A 17012-nucleotide genomic window follows, 5' to 3' on the forward strand; every position below is an offset into this window, starting at 1 on the left:
CTTATCTCCTAAGTATGCCGTGCGGACGTACGGCCAGCAGCAAGATCATGGCAACGTAGAAAAAGAAGTTGCCATAACCGGAAGCCAGGTAACGGGCGGCGGTGTCGACGATGCCCAGCAGCAGGGCTGCGCATAGCGTGCCCGAAATACTGCCCAGCCCACCGACGGACACCACCACCAGCATCAACACGAGATACTTCAACGGGTAGTAAGGCTCCAGAGGCATCAGTTCGGCACCCATCACTCCGCCCAAGGCAGCCAGGCCGGCGCCCACGGCAAAGGTCATGCACTGCACCAGGCGGATATTGATGCCAAGTGAAGCCGACATGCCCGAGTTGTCGACTGATGCCCGCAGCCAGATACCGAAGCGGGTACGCGTTACCAACCACCAGAGCAAAGCCACCACAACCAGACCGGAGATAACCACAACCACACGCTGCTTGGGCAAGGTCCGATCACCAAGGCGCATGCCGCCCTGCATCCAGTCCGGCAGTGGCAGTTGCTGTATGTACGCCCCCGCCAGAAAGTTGACCAAGGCAATACACGCAAAGGTGAAGCCAATGGTGAAAAGCACTTGCTCGAGCTCGGTTCGTCGGTATAAACGCCTGAATACGGTGGCCTCGACCGCAGCGGCCAACACCATGGTGAATACGATGCCCGCCAGAACGCTGGCCATGAAAGGCCAGCCCTGCTCGCGCACCAGTATGGCGGCAACATAGCCACCCACCATGGCGAAGGCGCCGTGCGAGAGGTTGATGAACCGCATCAACCCCATGGTCACGGACAACCCGACGGAGATGATGAAAAGCACCATCCCGTACACGATGCCATCGATCAAAATATTGCTCAGATGAGGCACGGAAAGCTCCCGGTTGTTGAATAGCGCTTACTGCGCCAGCCCGTGATCAGGCTGCATGCCGAAGTTCTCGATCTCGGTGTTCTGCAACAGGCCGTCACTGCCACGCTCGACCTTGCGCAGATACACGTTCTGCGTAATGTGGCGGCTTTCGGGATCGATCCGGGCCGGTCCGCGCGGGCTTTCCCACTCGTAACCCTTGATCGCAGCAATAGCCTTGTCGCCATCCTTTTTGCCATCAGTGGCTTCGACCATCTTGTGGATGAGGTGCATGCCGTCGTAGGCACCGACCGAAGCGTAGTTCAGCAGGGCATCAGGAGCTTGCGCCTTCATGGCTTCAGCAAACTTGCGGTTGGCATCAGAATCATGCGCCGCCGAGTAGTGGAAGGAAGTCAGCAGGCCCAATGCGGCATCACCGAACTTCTGCAGGTCGAACTCATCCATTTCGGCCGTGCCCAGGAAAGCAATGCCGGCTTCACGCAAACCGTTCTGGTTGTATGCGTTCACAAAGCCCAGATTTGGTGGGCCACCGGGCAGGAACACGTAAGCCGCTTGTGCGCCGGATGCCTTGATGCGCTGCGCGAACGGGCTGAAGTCATTGGTGCTCATGGGCATGCGAATGCGCTCTACAACCTCGCCGCCCAGCTTGGTGAACTCGGAGTCGAACGCCTTTTCGGCGTCTACGCCCGGTGCGTAATCCATGACGGCAGTCACGACCTTCTTGTACCCCTGGTCGTAGGCCCACTTGGCCACAGGCTGGGTAACCTGCCACAACGTGTACGAGCTGCGGACAAAATAATCCGAGCGAGGCGTGATCGAAGACGTCGCGGCGTTGAAAATTACCGTGGGAGTCTTGGACTGTTGAATCAATGGCGCAACGGCCATGGCATTAGGGGTAAAGACGATGCCGCCAAGATAGTCGACTTTGTCGTTGACAATGAGTTCCTGTGCAGCGGTGCGGACACCGGCGGGGTTCGGGCCGCCACTGTCGCGATAGATGATCTCGACGGTTTTGCCGGCGAACTTGCCATCTTGCAGTTTGGTGTATGCTTCGGCACCGTCCTTGAAGAGCTTGCCATAGTGGGCAAATGGGCCCGAGAATGGCGCGATGATTCCTACCTTGACGGTATCTGCGGCCGCCGGCCCAGCTACGGCCCAGGCCATGCAGGCTGCCAAGCCCAAACGCAGCAATTTCATGTTCTGTCTCCTTGTGAGGGCGGCTATACCACACGCCCCTTCGCGAAAAAAACCATTGGCAATCGCAAGGCCTCAAGGCCAATGAGATATGCCGCCACTTGTCGATGCAGCTCCTGCATTGACCCGCGAATGGTAGGACCGAACTAATTGGCAAGTCAACTTGTTGACATACCAACCACATTAAATTAGGGGTAAACCCTAAACAGCTAGCGTATTTCCTGGGCTTCCAAAAGCAATCGATTCAGTTCCGGAGAATCGTGACAAATGCTGCTGTAAACAGCTCGTGCACGCGATGAAAGCCTTTCATAGCCCCAGCGGGCCCTGCGCAGTGTTTCTTCGTGGCCTTCTCGCGCGTAATAAAGGGGAAGGTTATGATCAAAGTACGACAGGCTGTCGGCGTCTTTAAGCAAGTCACTTTGGGCATCGCCACCCGTTTCATGACGCCGTATCAATAATGAAACATCTTGCCGGATTTCGCCCGACACGCCGGCGTCTGAAAGTATTTGATCGGTGATCTGTGCGCCCAGATCAGCGTGCGCCTGCTTGAATGAGTCGTAATCGGCGAACTGATGCCGTTGAAACCTGTCCTGCCTCGCTCGCTCGATATCGTGGGCCAGTGCCGCAAGCTGCAATGCAACGCCAGCTTGCGGATCCAGCCGCCTCAGCCAGTACAAAGTGTTTTCAGCATGGCCGGCATCCTCCGGTACGGGTGAGCCGGCCAGCACGGCGCGAATCTTTGCCGTGGCAAGGCGCAAATGGGGGTCACTAGCCAGGTCAAGCATCGGCCATGACGTGCTCACGTTCTCGCAATCTGAACATGCGATGAATGACAGTGATGTTCATGATTACGGCGATCAATGCCAATGTCAGCGCCGGCAAATTCAGCAACGTTCCCGACATGACAAGCAGCGACCGTGTGTCACGCCCCATGCGCCATCTCGAAGCCGGCAAGGCACGATCTGCCTTATGTGCGCTGTAGCTCGCGACGAAACTGCCGGCAATCGCCGCCATGCCCAGCCACATCCAGGCGGGTTGATCCCAGCGCTGCATCAGATGCCAGGTCAGGGCAGCCAGAACAAAACCATCGGCATAGCGGTCGAGCAAGGCATCGAACCAGCCGCCGTATTCAGACGGCGCCAGGCGCAACCGCGCCAGTTCTCCGTCGCAGCCGTCTACCACTGACGCCAGTTGAACCAGCAACCCGCCAATCGCCAGCAGCCAGTACGACCCTGCAGCCATGCAAAGCGCAGCGAGGCAGGCAATGCCGAATGCCAGCATCGACACTTGATTGGGTGTCAGGTCATACGCAAGAAAATACCGGGTAAACCAACGGGACACTGGACGATTCAACCGCTTGGCGACCAGACCGTCAGATGATTTGCCCGCAGCCCATGCAAGCAATGCGGTTTCGGCTTGCGCGTGCATTTCCGGCGTGTCGACATCCTGCCAATAATGGCCATCTATGCGGTGGGCCTGAAGTCGGCCTTCATCTGCCAGCCCCTGCATAAGGTCGGTGATTCGTGTCTTGCCGCGCGCAACGCACTCTTCCATACGCGAAAACACTTCGGGCTGGCACAGAAAGGCGCCGGTATCGAACCCGTCGTACTCTGGCAAACCTTTGCCGATCCGGGTGACACGATCACCCGTCAGCATGACCCGCGTGACATCGTGCAGGTCAATGTCCTTGCGCGAGCGTTGGCCGTCTACAGCCAGCATTGCGGGCGCCCAGCTACTTGAACTGCACAATGAAGCGATCAGCTCGGGAACATACACATGGTCAGCCATCAAGAGCAGGAACGGCCCCTTGACATAGGGCGCAGCCGCCAGAAGGGACGTACCATTCTCGGCGCTGCTCCAGTCTTGGTTATAGACGAGACGAGCCTGATAAGAGCTGTCGTGCAGCCAGCTTTCTATGGCTGCATGGGCATGACCAGTCACGATAATGATGTCGTCGACGCCGCATTGCTGGAGCGTGCGAATGCTACGCTCCAGCAAGGGCAAGCCCGCTACGGGATGCAGGGGCTTGACCGGAGCCAGGGCGCGCAAGCGCGAGCCCCGGCCGGCGGCGAGCACCACGGCTTGCCTGGGTTTGCTCATTCTCAGGCAGCCTTGATTTGCTCGACGCACTGAGAAATGAACTGCTCGACTTCGGCGTGGGCCTGATCGTCAGTCATCTGGCGTCGCGGGTGCTTGCAGAAGTACGCAGAGGCCGAATCAATAACGCCACCCTGGCCGTTGAGCAACGCAAGCTTGGCACAACGAATCATGTCAATCGCCACTCCGGCAGAGTTCGGCGAATCCTCAACCGACAGACGAAGCTCCAGATTCATCGGAACGTCGCCGAAAAGCTTGCCCTCCATGCGAAGGAAGCAAACCTTGTTGTCATTCTGCCAAGGTACATAGTCCGAAGGTCCGACATGAATGTTCTGGTCATCCAGACGGCTGGCTGCCACGGCCTGAACCGCTTCGGTCTTGGACTCGCGCTTGGACGCCAGACGACTCTGGTTCAGCATATTGAGGAAGTCGGTATTACCCCCGGTATTGAGCTGGTAGGTTCGCTCAAGCTTCACGCCCCGGCGTGCGAACAGGTCTGTCAGTACGCGGTGCGTGATGGTGGCGCCCAACTGTGCCTTAATGTCGTCGCCAATCAACGGAATGCCCTTGCGAGCAAAGCGCTCTGCCCATTCCGGGTCACTTGCAATGAACACGGGAATGCAGTTCACAAAAGCCACGCCCGCGCGCAAGGCACACTCGGCATAGAAGCGTGTGGCCTCTTCCGATCCCACCGGCAGATAGTTGAGCATGACTTCGGCGCCACTGTCCTTCAGGATTTTCACCACGGCGTCCATGTCCGCTTCGCGCTGTGAGGACTTGACGAAGCTGCGCGAAGCGGGGTGTTCGGCCATGTGCTCGGAGTAGCCATCCAGCACGGCACCCATACTGACCTTGACGCCCGAGGGCGGCAGATCTGCCTGGAACACGGTTGTACAGTTGGGTTCAGCGAAGATCGCTTCGTGGACATCGCGACCGACCTTGCGCTCGTCGATGTCAAATGCCGCCACTACGCGGATGTCGCTGGGGCCGTAGCCGCCGACCTTCCAGTGCATCAGACCGATTGCGTCCTCTGGTGACTTGTCGCGATAGTAGTGGATCCCCTGAATCAGGGAACTGGCGCAGTTGCCCACGCCAACAATGGCGATTTGAATTGCATTCATATAAGAATCTCCAATAAAAGCTCGCCGTCCGCGCTGACGCACGCAACCAACAGCTGGGTTTCACAGCGTGGCAACGCGATCGGGATGAGAGCAGATATCGTCCGGCACATAGAGGTGCCGGCATCAGCGGCGTCGAGGGATCGACATGCTGATGAGCGGCCGTAGCCAAGGCTGAAAAGCTGAGCTACGGAAGGAAGATGCCCGTCTTCTTTTTCGTAAGGGCTTATTTAATCTAGGAAAGCTTTGGCGGATTGTCAAGTTGGCGCCGATTATCCCGGAGCAGAACTCGGGTTGAACACTCTTTTTATCGTCAGCATCTTCCGGACAGCCCAGAGTGAAACGCAGAGGTTTCCCGGGCCGCTTCCGGCCAGGAGTGGCGACGCCGTTATCGGCCAAAAGTTTCTAACACTCCGGGGTGTTGTTGCGGTGTAATGGCAAGTAGTGTCCTGAGTCACCACAAAAATACGCAGTGAACAGACAAACGCCTTGTTCAGGACACCTGCCGACAGATACCTCAACCTGCTTAGCGGCGTAAGCGGTGCCCACCAGGAGACAATATGATCGAAATGCTTATCGAACAGCGTCGCCGCGATATCGGCGGCGGCTTTGAGGTTGGAAGAGTCCTGCCCTTTGCCAAGCGACGCATGGTCGGCCCGTTTATCTTCTTCGACCACATGGGGCCGCTGCAGATCGCAGCGAACAGCGAGAACAATTACGATATCCGCCCGCATCCCCACATCGGCCTGTCCACGGTCACCTATCTGTTCTCGGGCGAAATCATGCATCGCGACAGCCTCGGGTATGAGCAGCCGATACGGCCAAAGGAAGTGAACTGGATGACGGCCGGTAGCGGAATCTCGCACAGTGAACGGTTTGAGCGTGCGCGCTTGCACGGAGATCAGCTGCACGGCATTCAGGCCTGGGTCGCCTTGCCCACCGACCTTGAGGAAACGTCACCTTCGTTCTCGCACCACGCCGGCAGCGAGTTGCCACATTGGGAGGATGGCGGCGTGACGGGGCGGCTTATTGCAGGTAACGCCTACGGCCTTGAAGCCAGCGTCGAAACCCACTCACCCATGTTCTACGCACACCTGGACCTGAGCAGTGGAGCCGCCGCTGAAATGCCGGCTGGGCATGCCGAGCGCGCCATCTATATTGTGACCGGATCGATAGAGCTGGGCGGCACATGCTATTACGCAGGTCAGATGCTCGTGCTTACTGCTGAAGCCATGCATTTTCGCGCCGTGGAACCCAGCACTGTCATGGTGCTGGGCGGCGAGCCGCTCGGAGAGCGATTCTTGTACTGGAACTTTGTCTCTTCATCGAAAGACCGCCTTGCCCAGGCGGCGGCGGACTGGAAAGCAGGAAGAATGAAGCTGCCGGATGCGGATAACCAGGAATTCATTCCTTTGCCGGATCAGCCACCGCCACCCGGTGTCTCGACCGGCAGATTTCCAACTGGTAACACCTAGCAGACACCGAATCCGATACGATGACAAAACGCCCTGTGTGGGGCGCTCACTCTGTGTGCCCGACCTCCGGGACGCAGCACCTCCGGATGCCGGCCGGGCACCTCTCGGCAAGGAGCATCCATGATTAAACGCAACACAATCTTCGTGCTGCTGTTTGGCAGCATGCTGGCTTTCACGGCATGGGCCGATCCCCCCAAGGTCCAGAACGGACATTTCGTCGATTCAACCGGTGCCACGCTATACACGTTCGACAAGGACACTGAAGGCAAGAGCAATTGTGCCGACCAGTGTGCCAAAAACTGGCCACCGGCCCTGGCCGGACGTGACGATACCGCCAGCGGCGACTGGACGTTGGTAGAAAGCCACGACGGAAAACCACAATGGGCCTATAAAGGCAAGCCTTTATACCTGTTTGCCAAGGACACCAAGCCAGGCGACACAACCGGCGACGGCGTGGGAGGCGTCTGGCATCTGGCCAAGCCATAAAGGGCCTGTACCCCATCAAACCTGGAACAAGGCGAGGGCAGGGCTGAGGATATACTCGCGGACATGGATACACGTCCTCCTCTTCAGAACCTGCCCGGCACCGGCGTACGCGTAGCCGCCACGCTGTATGCTGTTCTATGGGTGTGGCTGGGCATAGCGCCTTCCGATCGCTCCGCGTGGGTCCTGGAAAACGCCCTGGTCGCGGGCTTGGTGTTGCTTCTTTGGCTGGTACGCAACAGCTTCCGGTTTTCGGATGTTTCGCTGTACTTGATTCTGGCGTTTTTGGCGCTGCACGCCGTTGGCTCCCATTACACCTACTCAGAAGTCCCCTACGACGCATGGTTCCAGTCGCTGACAGGCCACAGCCTTAACGAGATGTTGGGCTGGCAGCGCAATCATTTCGACCGTCTGGTGCACTTCTGCTATGGGTTGTTGCTGGTGTATCCGATCCGGGAGTTTTTCCTGCGTGTGGTCGAAGTTCGCGGATTCTGGGGTTATTTTTTGCCGCTGGACGTCACGCTAAGCACCTCCGCCTTGTACGAACTGATTGAATGGGGTGCTGCCGAACTGTTCGGCGGCGACCTGGGCATGCACTACCTGGGAACCCAAGGTGATGTGTGGGACGCCCACAAGGATATGGCCCTTGCAGCGCTCGGCGCCCTGATTGCCGTCCTGATCATTGCTCTGATCAATAAAAAGCTGCAACACGACCCCGCCTGGGAGTGGTCGCATAAAATGAAATCTCAGGCGTACCACTGATCACTCTGGTAGGCTACCACCCTCGCTGCTTTCGCTTTGTTTCCTCCGCCACCATCAACCATGCACACCAAGCCCCAGTTGGATACCGTCCTGTCTTCCTCGTTCGTTCAGGAAAGCGACGGAGTGCGTACCCTGCATCTGGGATCGCCGGTAATTCAGGGTGCCATGCGCATCGACAGGCCCTTCGATATCGAACTGGAGTACGTGCAGCAGATGATGATGTGGCTGCTGTTTCGCGACGATGTCAGGCATGTGGTTCAACTCGGCCTGGGTGCCGCAGCACTCAGCAAGTTCTGCTTCTTTCACCTGCCCGACGCGCGAGTGACGGCGGTGGAAATTGACGCGGGCGTCATCGAACTATGCCGGCGACACTTTGGTCTGCCCGATAACGATGCCCGCCTCAATGTCCTTCACATGAACGCGCTTGACTACGTTGCCGATTTCTCGCGTCGGCGCAGCGTGGACATCTTGCAGGTCGACCTGTACGACACGCAAGCCAAAAGCCCGCTGCTGAGCACCGAAGCGTTCTACGCCATGTGTGCCAATTGCCTGACCGCTGACGGCATCATGACCATCAATCTGTATTGCGACTGGCCGGAGCATTTGCAGCATATCCAGATGATCGAAAAGTCGTTCGAAGCGGTGGCCTGGCTGCCCGAAGTGCATGACGGAAACATAGTGGCCATTGCGTTCAAACGGGCTCCAAATGTGGATTTCGCCGACTTGTATGTCAAGGCAGACCAGATACACCGTACCTTTCGCCTGCCCGCCAGAGCCTGGGTCGACGGCTTGTATCACTGGATGAGCGATGGCAGCGAGGAACCTGGCCCAAGTTAGAGTGATGAGCGCCACGGTCCTGGCCAGGGCTGCGACTGAATGATTAAGGTCAGATGGGCACCGCCCGTCACACTTTAGGGATGATCTCTTCGCCCAGCTCTTGAACAACCTCGGCAAGCGGACGATTGCCAGGAGGAAGATGGAGCATCACGTGCCCCACCCCCAGTTCCTTCAGACGAAGCAGGTAGTCCAGGAAGGCGTGTCGTCCGGTGCGAATGCCCAAATCCAGCGCAGCCGGCGGTGCGGACGCCTCTTCAAGCAGGTCGAGCTGCATGGATTGAACAAATGGCTTGTCGGCGCCCCCGGCGCTTTGATCCAGCGCGCCACGCCAAAGACCAATGCGGCTTTGCTGACGCGTTTCGGGACGATGATACGTGACCCAGGCTTCGCTATGCGCCGCTATCCACTGCACGGATTGGCGCGACGATCCAACGACAATCATGGGAATCTGCTCGCTGGGCGCTTCCATGAGGTCGTACCCGCCCGTGTGCTCGAGCAGACGCGTTCGATCGCCGGGATCGGGAGAAAGAGCCGCGCGCAATAATTCCCAACGCTCGCGGTAAGTTTCGCGCCGCAACTCGAGATCTTCGCCGAACGAAGCGAACTCTTCGGGCCGATCGCCAGACCCCAGGCCCAGAATCACACGTCCTCGGCTGATCCTGTTCAAGCTCAATGCTGTTTTGGCCACATGCAGTGGGTGGCGCAATGGCAGCACGATAGCCGCAGTGCCAAGTGCAATAGTCGAAGTCACGCTTGCCAGGCCCGCCAGCCATAGAAAGGGATCGTCCAGCGCAGCCACGGAATTATCCGTACCCTGTGGAATCATCAATGGGACATCACGTGTCCACAAGGCGGCAAAGCCAAGCTGATCGGCCTCTCGCGCCTGCGTGAACGCATCATCCATATTGGCCACTTTCCCTTGATGGGCCAGCGGCGTCATCAGGCCAAGCGTCAGCCGGCCAGGCTGAAAAAGCGTGTGATAGGCGGCATTAAACGTAGGCATTGTTCAATGCGGCAGGGGTTTTTTGCGGAGGGCATTCAGCGCCATAACCGCCACAGCGAGGATCAGCGGAACAAACGAGACCCACAAAACGGTGTCCCAGTCATACATGGCCAGTATCCCACCCGATGCAAAAGACCCGACCGCCATGGTTCCAAAAACGATGAAGTCGTTCAATGATTGAACCCGGGCCTTTTCTTCGGGGCGATGGCATTCGAGCACCAGGGCCGATGCACCGATAAATCCGAAATTCCAGCCCACGCCCAGCAAAACCAGTGTGCCCCAAAAATGAGCGACATCGATGCCCAGCAAGCCGACGGCGGCCGAGAGGCCGATCAGGGCCAGGCCCACGGCTACTATGCGTCCGGCTCCGAATCGGGAAATAAGGCGGCCGGTAAAAAAGCTGGGCGCATACATGGCGATGACGTGCCACTGCAGGCCCAGATTGGAACTCTCCTGTGAATGGCCGCATAACCTCATGGCCAAAGGAGCCACGGTCATGAGGAAGTTCATCAGCATGTACGATACGGCCCCGCAAATGACGGCCGTAATGAACAGGGGCTGACGTGCGATGAGGCTTAACGGACGCCCGCCGGCAATTTCGGCCGCTGTCGGTTTGGGCAACCTGACACCCAGCAGAACCAGCGCCGAAATAGCGGCAGCCGCTGCCTGAGCCAGAAAGGTGGCGGCAAACATATAGGCCGGCCAGACATACATCGTGTACGTAACCAGCTGCGGACCGACAATGCCGGCTGCCACCCCGCCGCCCATCACGAATGACAAGGCACGGGGCCGCATCGCCGGACTGACACCGTCGGCGGCTGCAAAGCGAAATGAAAGGACGACAGCGGCGTATGCACCACCACAGAATGTTGCCAGGCAAAACACCCAGAACGAGGCAAGCCACACAGCCAGGGCCCCGAACAGTCCGGCCAATACGCCTGCTACCGTCCCCGCCATAAAGGCTGCGCGCCGTCCATGACGCTGAGCCACAACGCCGGCAGGAAGGATACATGCCGCCATTCCCACGACGAATATCGATATCGGCAACGTGGCCAGGGCAGGACTCGGCGCCAATGTATGCCCCACAATTGACCCTGTCGCATACACCACCACCGCGTTCGCCCCGGCCAGCGCCTGTGCCGCTGTCAGGCGGGCGATGTTCCCCTTTTGCTCGCTGACGGAAAGGGTTGGACCAGTAGTTTGTGGCACAGCTTGTTCTGCGTTGGACACTGTCTTCCTCGATTAGGCATTCCGGCGTCTTGGCCGGCTCTGGGCGCTTCAGGTTCCTGAAGGAATATCCGGGTACTGTAATCCATTCGGGTGTGCCGTGAGCCATTTCTGTACGCCTTCGCCCGCCCATCGCCCCTGCGCCAGGCAGGCTGTCAGAAGATAACCACCGGTGGGCGCTTCCCAATCAAGCATTTCACCGGCCACGAATACGCCCGGCAATTCTTTAAGCATCAGGTCCGGATTTACCGCCTCAAAGGCAATACCGCCGGCTGTACTGATTGCTTCTGCCAAAGGACGGGCCGACATGACAGTAATGGGCAACGCCTTTATGGTTCGGGCCAAACGCAGCGAATCGGCCCCTGCGTCACGGCCGAGGGTTTCCCGGATCAAGGCCATTCTCACCCCCGAAATACCCAGACGGCTCTTGAGATGACTGGATAGCGACCGGGAGCCGCGTGAATGTCGAATCTCGGCGCATACCTGATCGAAACTACGTTCGGGAACCAGGTCGATGGTGAAGGTAGCGCTGCCATGGCTGAACACGCGCTCTCGCAAGTGCCGCGAAAACTGGTAGATCAGGCTGCCCTCTACCCCGTATTCGCTGATGATGAGTTCACCACGGCGCTCAAGACGCTTGCCGGATCCATCGGTAAAGCCAAGTGTCACCGATTTCAGTTGCGTACCGGCGAATCTTTGACGCAGATGATCGCTCCAGGCTACGTCGAATCCGCAATTCGCGCTTTGCAGTGGCGTAACCGGAATGCCCTTGTCTTGCAGCCGGCTTACCCACGCTCCGTCAGATCCCAATTCAGGCCAGCTGGCACCGCCCACCGCCAGCACAGTTGCGCCGGGCCAGGCCTTGAACCGGCCGGTTTCAGCCTCAAAAAGCAAACTGTTATCGGTGTCCCAGCCCATCCAGCGATGACGCAGTCGAAACTCCACGCCCTGCCCACGCAGCCTCTGCACCCACGCGCGAAGCAAGGGGGCAGCCTTCATCCCTTGCGGAAAAACCTTGCCTGACGACCCTTCGAAGGTTGGTATGCCAAGCGATTCGACCCAGCTTCGGATCGCAGCGGGCGGAAACCTGTTGACCATGGGCTCGACCTGCGTTTGCCGACATCCGTATCGCTCAAGAAACTGCGAATAATTCTCGGCGTGCGTGATGTTGAGGCCGCCAATGCCGGCCCGCAGAAATTTGCGTCCGACCGACGGCTTGGCCTCATAAACAACTACACGCCGCCCGTGCCGCGATAGCACTTCCGCCGCCATGAGCCCGGCAGGACCCGCTCCGATAACGGCAATATGGGTATGAACAGCATCGGACATGGGGCGGCTTTCCGTGAAAATCGGGGTATAAATTGTAAGGCCTGGTGCCAGATTCACCATGACAAAGGGCACCGCATTCACCGGCCCGGGCAAGACGCGCAGTCACTTGCAATTCCCAATTTCGCCCCAACCTCTGACTATTGGTCGCAAGCGAACTCCGGATTCATGCATGAAAAAAAATGACACCGCCACGATGCCATGTCCTTGTGGCGCTTGGAAGAACTACGAAGCATGTTGTGGCCGCTGGCATCAAGGCCCGCAATACCTGATGGCACCTGATGCCGAGACGTTGATGCGCTCTCGCTACTGCGCCTACGTATTGAATGAAACCGAATATCTGCTTGAAACCTGGCACGCGTCTACACGACCGGCGCGTATCGAGCCCAACGCAACCGGTCTGAAATGGCTCGGCCTTCAGGTTCGTCGTCATGAACAGACTGATCCCAACCACGCCACCGTAGAATTCGTCGCCCGCTCACGCTATCAGGGCAAGGCTGACCGGATGCACGAAATAAGCCGTTTCGTGCGCGAGAACGAACGCTGGTTTTACGTGGACGGCGACTTCGTTCAGAAATAGTGTATCTAGCTATTTTCCTGCGTAATTTCGTCTGAAAACCTCAGGACCCATGGCCTTTATCTGCTGCTGGACAAGCGCCTGAAACGGCGCCAACAAGGCCCGGAAATCTTGACCGGGTTCCAGGAGCTCCAGCGCACATACTATCGCCTCAACAGTCGACAGCGCATGAGGCTTTGACGCCTTGCGTACGATGTAGCCCGAAGGCTGCTTCGCTTGCAAAGACAGTCTGGGCAAGCACTGCAATGCGGGATTCGCATTGACAATACGTCCTGCCTTGCGCCAGGTACCATCTGGAACAATCAACAAAATGTCTTGCAGTTCGGCGTCCGGCTGCTGGTCTGACGACGGTGCCTCTTGCATCCCCAGTAACGGCGCCTCTTGCAGGTCCGGCGAAGGCGGCCTATGCAGGTCAGGTGATTGAGCCCCCGGCGAGGGCGCTTCCTTCGCATCGGGAAACAGCAGCAGAGACCGATTCGCTTCACCAAGCCGGGCACCCAGTTGGGGAAACGATTCCCCCACCCACAGCTCGGCATGTTGCAGGCCGAGCAGCGCCAGTCTGGCGGTGTTCAACGGATGCCTGGCTTCGTCCGGGTGCTGCAGTATCAAGACATGGGTGCGATTCGAAACGCCGCGCACATGCTCGCAAAGGCAATGCGATAAGGGTCTTGCACAGCGTTGGCAGCGCTGTCGGGGTAGCTTGAGGCTGGGGGGCATGGCCCCATTTTACGAGACCCCGGTCTTACACAGATGCGACTGGCGGCGGCAGGTCCGACGCATCACTGTCCTCTTCTACCGGTGCAGCCAGCCATTGCAGGAGTTCGCTCGGAGGATTCAGCTTGTGCAGATATGGCAAATACCGCTTGCGCAGACGCATCTGCCAAAGACCAAAGCTGATACGGTAGTTTTCGATGTCTTCCTTTTGGCTCAGGCTCTCGAATGCCAATTCACGAATTGCCAAGTCGGCGTACATCCGTCGCTCCAGCCCCTGCGCCTCGGTCTCCCCGGGCTTGCCCGGTGTCGCGCGGCGTGGACCCGTATGCTGGCAGTAATACACCTTGGCCTTGGGCGCCGGGTGCATGGGCACTCGGGCCATGGCGGCCCGCAGCAAGAACTCGTCATCCTCCTGTGAAGTCAGGACGGGGTTCCAGGGCCCAATCTGCTCCAGCGCAGATCGTGTAAACAGGTAGCCGTGGATAGGCACAAACCAGGTTCCCTGAATCATGGCCCTGAGCCTGCCGTCTGCATCCAAATTTTTCGGAGCGACGCAAGTACCGGTGGGATTGCCATTTTGCCAATACTGATACGAAGCCATGGCAATCCCGGTCTGCCCGACTTCAAGCACTGCCGCCAGCTGCTCCAAGGCGTCCGGTGCCATCAAATCGTCATCGTCCAGAAATTGAACCCAGTCGCCCCGGCTCGCTTCCAGACCTCTGTTTCTGGCGGTCGCGGGCCCTTGGTTCTGTTGCCACTGATAGTGGACGTGAAAGCGCGGCCGGGTACTCTCCTTCCAATGAAACACGGCATCACGCGTGGCCGGACCGGAACCATCGTCAACGATCACCACCTCCAAAGGTTGTAGCGTCTGTCTGGTCACATTCGTCAAGGTGCGCCGCAATAGTTCGGGCCGTTCATGCGTGGCGACAACAATGCTGATGCGTCTGTTACTGCTTTTCACTGCTCCCTCCCAGAGAACGTGCGCAAACAACCCGCGTGCAGAAGCTCGCGAGCAGACGTGGATATGGGTTGAACTTATTCAGCGATGCTCAGGTTGAGCGGGTCATGTGAAGACCGTGCGCGGGTCGTGCTGAACGGAAGAAGGTTCGCTTGGGAGGCTGCAGGGCTTGGAAAGTCGAACACTCATCGTATGCTCCTGTAATAACAAGTGAAACGAATCTCGGCCGAGCCGGGTTGCGAAGCCTCGTTCGCATCACGAATCGAGGCACCATTTATATATATGGATTTAGCCGCGCGATTTTCAAGTCGCTCCGACACGGTCGTTCATCCAAACAAAGCCGTTACATCGTGTTTGCAGGGAAAATCGGCTTTCTGTAAAGTGTGGACTCGCTATCGACGCCCTACGGACTCGCGCATCATGACACAACCCCAGTGGATGATTCTGGCCATACTCGTTGCAACATTGGGCCTGTTTCTATGGGGACGGTGGCGTCATGACATCGTATCGGCCGCCGCTCTTCTGGCGACGGTCCTCTTGGGGCTGGTGCCCGCTGAAGACGCCTTCCTCGGCTTCGCCCACCCTGCTGTCATCACCGTTGCGTGCGTGCTCATTCTGAGTGCAGCGCTGCTTCACACCGGCGTCGTCGACCAGTTGGCGCAAAGTCTGCTACCGGCGAATTCAGGGCCATCCATCACCATCATCGCTTTTTGCACACTCGCAGCGGTGATGTCGAGCTTTATGAATAATGTTGGCGCACTTGCGCTACTAATGCCTCTAGCGATACAGATGGCGCAACGCCTTGACATCGCGCCGGGCAAGGTCCTGATGCCACTATCGTTCTCCACCATGATGGGGGGAATGATGACCCTTATCGGCACCCCCTCAAACTTGATTGTCTCCGGATTTCGCACCTATGACGGTCTGAGCGGATTTCGAATGTTCGATTTCACGCCAGTGGGCATCATTGTCGCCGCCAGTGGCCTCGTATTCGTCGGGCTGATCGGCTGGCGTCTTGTTCCGGCCCGGGAACGTGCCGGCGCCGACTCTTTTGACACGGGTGCCTACCTGACTGAGGCACGAGTCGCTCCTCACTCCAAAGCAATCGGCATGGTCTTGCACGAAGCCGAAACTGCCTTGGCCGAGGCGGACGCACAAATCATCAGCCTGGTTCGCAACGAAGTACGCGTACCGCCGTATTCTGCCGGCTCTCTGCGTGAAGGCGACGTCGTCCTGATTGAGGCCGATCCCGCATCCATGGCCCAGGCGCTGGATAGTCTGGGACTTGAATTTGGTGAAAGCAAAGACCACGCCCAGAAAGATGAGGAGTACGACGATGAATCCGATACGAACTCGAATCCGCAAGAAGGGCTGAACGCGGCCTCACTTGGAGATCGCCGTGAAGAGCACCATGACGGCGGTGTCAATGTCGGCGTCGCCTACGACGACACAGACGAACCAGAGCAAGAAGATCCGGAAAAGGAGCAAGAAAAGAAAATCGAGGAAACCACCAAGGCCTCTGATGTCGAGCTGATGGAACTTGTGATCTTGCCTGGCTCGCCACTACTCGGGCGTAGTGCCAGAGATCTGGATCTGCGCAAGCGCTACGGTATTACCGTGCTCGCCATCTCACGCCAAGGCGCCCGCATCCATAGTCGCGTGCGCCATACCTCGCTACGCGATGGCGACGTGCTTTTGATGCAAGGGCCCAGCGACCTGATTACCGATTTCGCATCCGACACAGGTTGTGCGCCACTGGCTCCACGCCCCCTGCGCAGTCCCAATCGACGCAACATGCTGACAGCCGCAGGCATTATGGTCTTTTCCATCGCCCTGACCGCAACCGGAATTCTGCCCGCCGCAATCAGCTTCCTGTTGGGCGTCGTGCTTTTGATGGTGCTTCGGGTGCTGCCCTTGCGCAAGATGTACGACTCTGTCGATTGGTCGGTCATTGTTCTGTTGGGGGCCCTGTTGCCGGTAGCTCAGGCAATGGAAGAAACTGGCACCGCTCAACTGATCGCCGTATTCCTGCTCGAGAACGTCGCACAAGGCAATGCCATTTGGGCGCTTGTTGTGGTGCTCGCCGTTACGCTGACGATGTCGGACGTCATCAACAACGCCGCCACCGCCGCGATCATGTGCCCGATCGCCATAGGTACCGCACAGCAGCTTGGCGTGAATCCGGATCCCTACCTGATGGCAGTCGCTATCGGTGCGTCGGCGGCCTTTCTGACACCCATTGGCCATCAGAACAACACCCTGATCCTTGGACCAGGAGGTTTTCGATTCGGCGACTACTGGCGCCTGGGCCTGCCACTGGAGATTGCATTGAGTATTGTCGCGATTCCCATGTTGTTGTGGGTTTGGCCACTATAGGGCGCG

At 58.2% G+C, this 17012-nt stretch carries 16 protein-coding genes; 6 read left to right on the plus strand and 10 right to left on the minus strand.

The features are described from left to right. Position 1: 1 nt before the first annotated feature. The 5 genes from Q1J88_RS04450 to Q1J88_RS04470 form a co-directional block, all read right to left on the minus strand. The gene (locus tag Q1J88_RS04450; RefSeq protein ID WP_301116346.1) at positions 2 to 859 is read right to left on the minus strand and encodes a branched-chain amino acid ABC transporter permease; all 858 of its coding nucleotides are present in this window, start codon (positions 857 to 859) and stop codon (positions 2 to 4) included. A gap of 27 nt (positions 860 to 886) precedes the next feature. Next, complete coding sequence (locus tag Q1J88_RS04455) at positions 887 to 2053, minus strand: ABC transporter substrate-binding protein (protein ID WP_301116347.1); 1167 nt, start codon at positions 2051 to 2053, stop codon at positions 887 to 889. Positions 2054 to 2259: 206 nt separating this feature from the next. Further along, complete coding sequence (locus Q1J88_RS04460) at positions 2260 to 2853, minus strand: DUF4202 family protein (RefSeq protein WP_301116348.1); 594 nt, start codon at positions 2851 to 2853, stop codon at positions 2260 to 2262. Beyond that, a complete protein-coding gene (locus tag Q1J88_RS04465) occupies positions 2828 to 4150 on the minus strand; it encodes an NTP transferase domain-containing protein (RefSeq protein ID WP_301116349.1) in 1323 nt (440 codons plus the stop codon). Before Q1J88_RS04465 ends, Q1J88_RS04460 begins: the two co-directional genes overlap by 26 nt. Before the next feature lie 2 nt (positions 4151 to 4152). Then, positions 4153 to 5268: an inositol-3-phosphate synthase gene (locus tag Q1J88_RS04470; RefSeq protein WP_301116350.1), complete on the minus strand. Its 1116-nt coding sequence runs from the start codon at positions 5266 to 5268 to the stop codon at positions 4153 to 4155. 557 nt (positions 5269 to 5825) lie between these two features. On the opposite strand from Q1J88_RS04470, the gene Q1J88_RS04475 reads away from it, so the two are divergent. The 4 genes from Q1J88_RS04475 to Q1J88_RS04490 all read left to right on the plus strand — a co-directional run bounded on the left by Q1J88_RS04475 (position 5826) and on the right by Q1J88_RS04490 (position 8822). Next, entirely contained in the window at positions 5826 to 6740 is a 915-nt protein-coding gene (locus tag Q1J88_RS04475) for a pirin family protein (protein ID WP_301116351.1), read from the plus strand. Between the two features lie 120 nt (positions 6741 to 6860). Further along, entirely contained in the window at positions 6861 to 7226 is a 366-nt protein-coding gene (locus tag Q1J88_RS04480; RefSeq protein ID WP_301116352.1) for a hypothetical protein, read from the plus strand. 63 nt (positions 7227 to 7289) lie between these two features. After that, a complete protein-coding gene (locus tag Q1J88_RS04485; protein ID WP_301116353.1) occupies positions 7290 to 7985 on the plus strand; it encodes a DUF2238 domain-containing protein in 696 nt (231 codons plus the stop codon). Positions 7986 to 8045: 60 nt separating this feature from the next. Then, entirely contained in the window at positions 8046 to 8822 is a 777-nt protein-coding gene (locus Q1J88_RS04490; protein WP_301116354.1) for a spermidine synthase, read from the plus strand. Positions 8823 to 8889: 67 nt separating this feature from the next. Here Q1J88_RS04490 and Q1J88_RS04495 read toward each other — a convergent pair whose 3' ends face one another. From Q1J88_RS04495 to Q1J88_RS04505, 3 genes are read right to left on the minus strand one after another with little or no spacing between them, the layout of a single operon-like run. Further along, positions 8890 to 9825: a TIGR03571 family LLM class oxidoreductase gene (locus Q1J88_RS04495; RefSeq protein ID WP_301116355.1), complete on the minus strand. Its 936-nt coding sequence runs from the start codon at positions 9823 to 9825 to the stop codon at positions 8890 to 8892. A gap of 3 nt (positions 9826 to 9828) precedes the next feature. Next, positions 9829 to 11055 (minus strand): MFS transporter, encoded by a 1227-nt coding sequence (locus Q1J88_RS04500; RefSeq protein ID WP_301116356.1) that lies wholly within the window; start codon positions 11053 to 11055, stop codon positions 9829 to 9831. Between the two features lie 48 nt (positions 11056 to 11103). Then, positions 11104 to 12381 (minus strand): TIGR03862 family flavoprotein, encoded by a 1278-nt coding sequence (locus Q1J88_RS04505; RefSeq protein WP_301116357.1) that lies wholly within the window; start codon positions 12379 to 12381, stop codon positions 11104 to 11106. A 169-nt stretch (positions 12382 to 12550) separates the two neighbouring features. Between Q1J88_RS04505 and Q1J88_RS04510 the strand changes: the two genes are divergently transcribed. Then, positions 12551 to 12958: a YchJ family metal-binding protein gene (locus tag Q1J88_RS04510; RefSeq protein WP_301116358.1), complete on the plus strand. Its 408-nt coding sequence runs from the start codon at positions 12551 to 12553 to the stop codon at positions 12956 to 12958. 9 nt (positions 12959 to 12967) lie between these two features. Here Q1J88_RS04510 and Q1J88_RS04515 read toward each other — a convergent pair whose 3' ends face one another. Both Q1J88_RS04515 and Q1J88_RS04520 read right to left on the minus strand, forming a co-directional pair. After that, on the minus strand, positions 12968 to 13672 hold the full coding sequence (locus Q1J88_RS04515) for a tRNA-uridine aminocarboxypropyltransferase (protein ID WP_301116359.1): 705 nt from the start codon (positions 13670 to 13672) through the stop codon (positions 12968 to 12970). A gap of 25 nt (positions 13673 to 13697) precedes the next feature. Beyond that, on the minus strand, positions 13698 to 14633 hold the full coding sequence (locus Q1J88_RS04520; RefSeq protein ID WP_301116360.1) for a glycosyltransferase family A protein: 936 nt from the start codon (positions 14631 to 14633) through the stop codon (positions 13698 to 13700). A gap of 417 nt (positions 14634 to 15050) precedes the next feature. Here Q1J88_RS04520 and Q1J88_RS04525 point away from each other — a divergent pair, with 417 nt between their 5' ends. After that, positions 15051 to 17006 (plus strand): SLC13 family permease, encoded by a 1956-nt coding sequence (locus tag Q1J88_RS04525; RefSeq protein ID WP_301116361.1) that lies wholly within the window; start codon positions 15051 to 15053, stop codon positions 17004 to 17006. Positions 17007 to 17012: the final 6 nt, after the last annotated feature.

Source organism: Pusillimonas sp. (assembly GCF_029263785.1).
In the GTDB taxonomy this organism is placed as follows: Bacteria; Pseudomonadota; Gammaproteobacteria; order Burkholderiales; family Burkholderiaceae_B; genus Pusillimonas.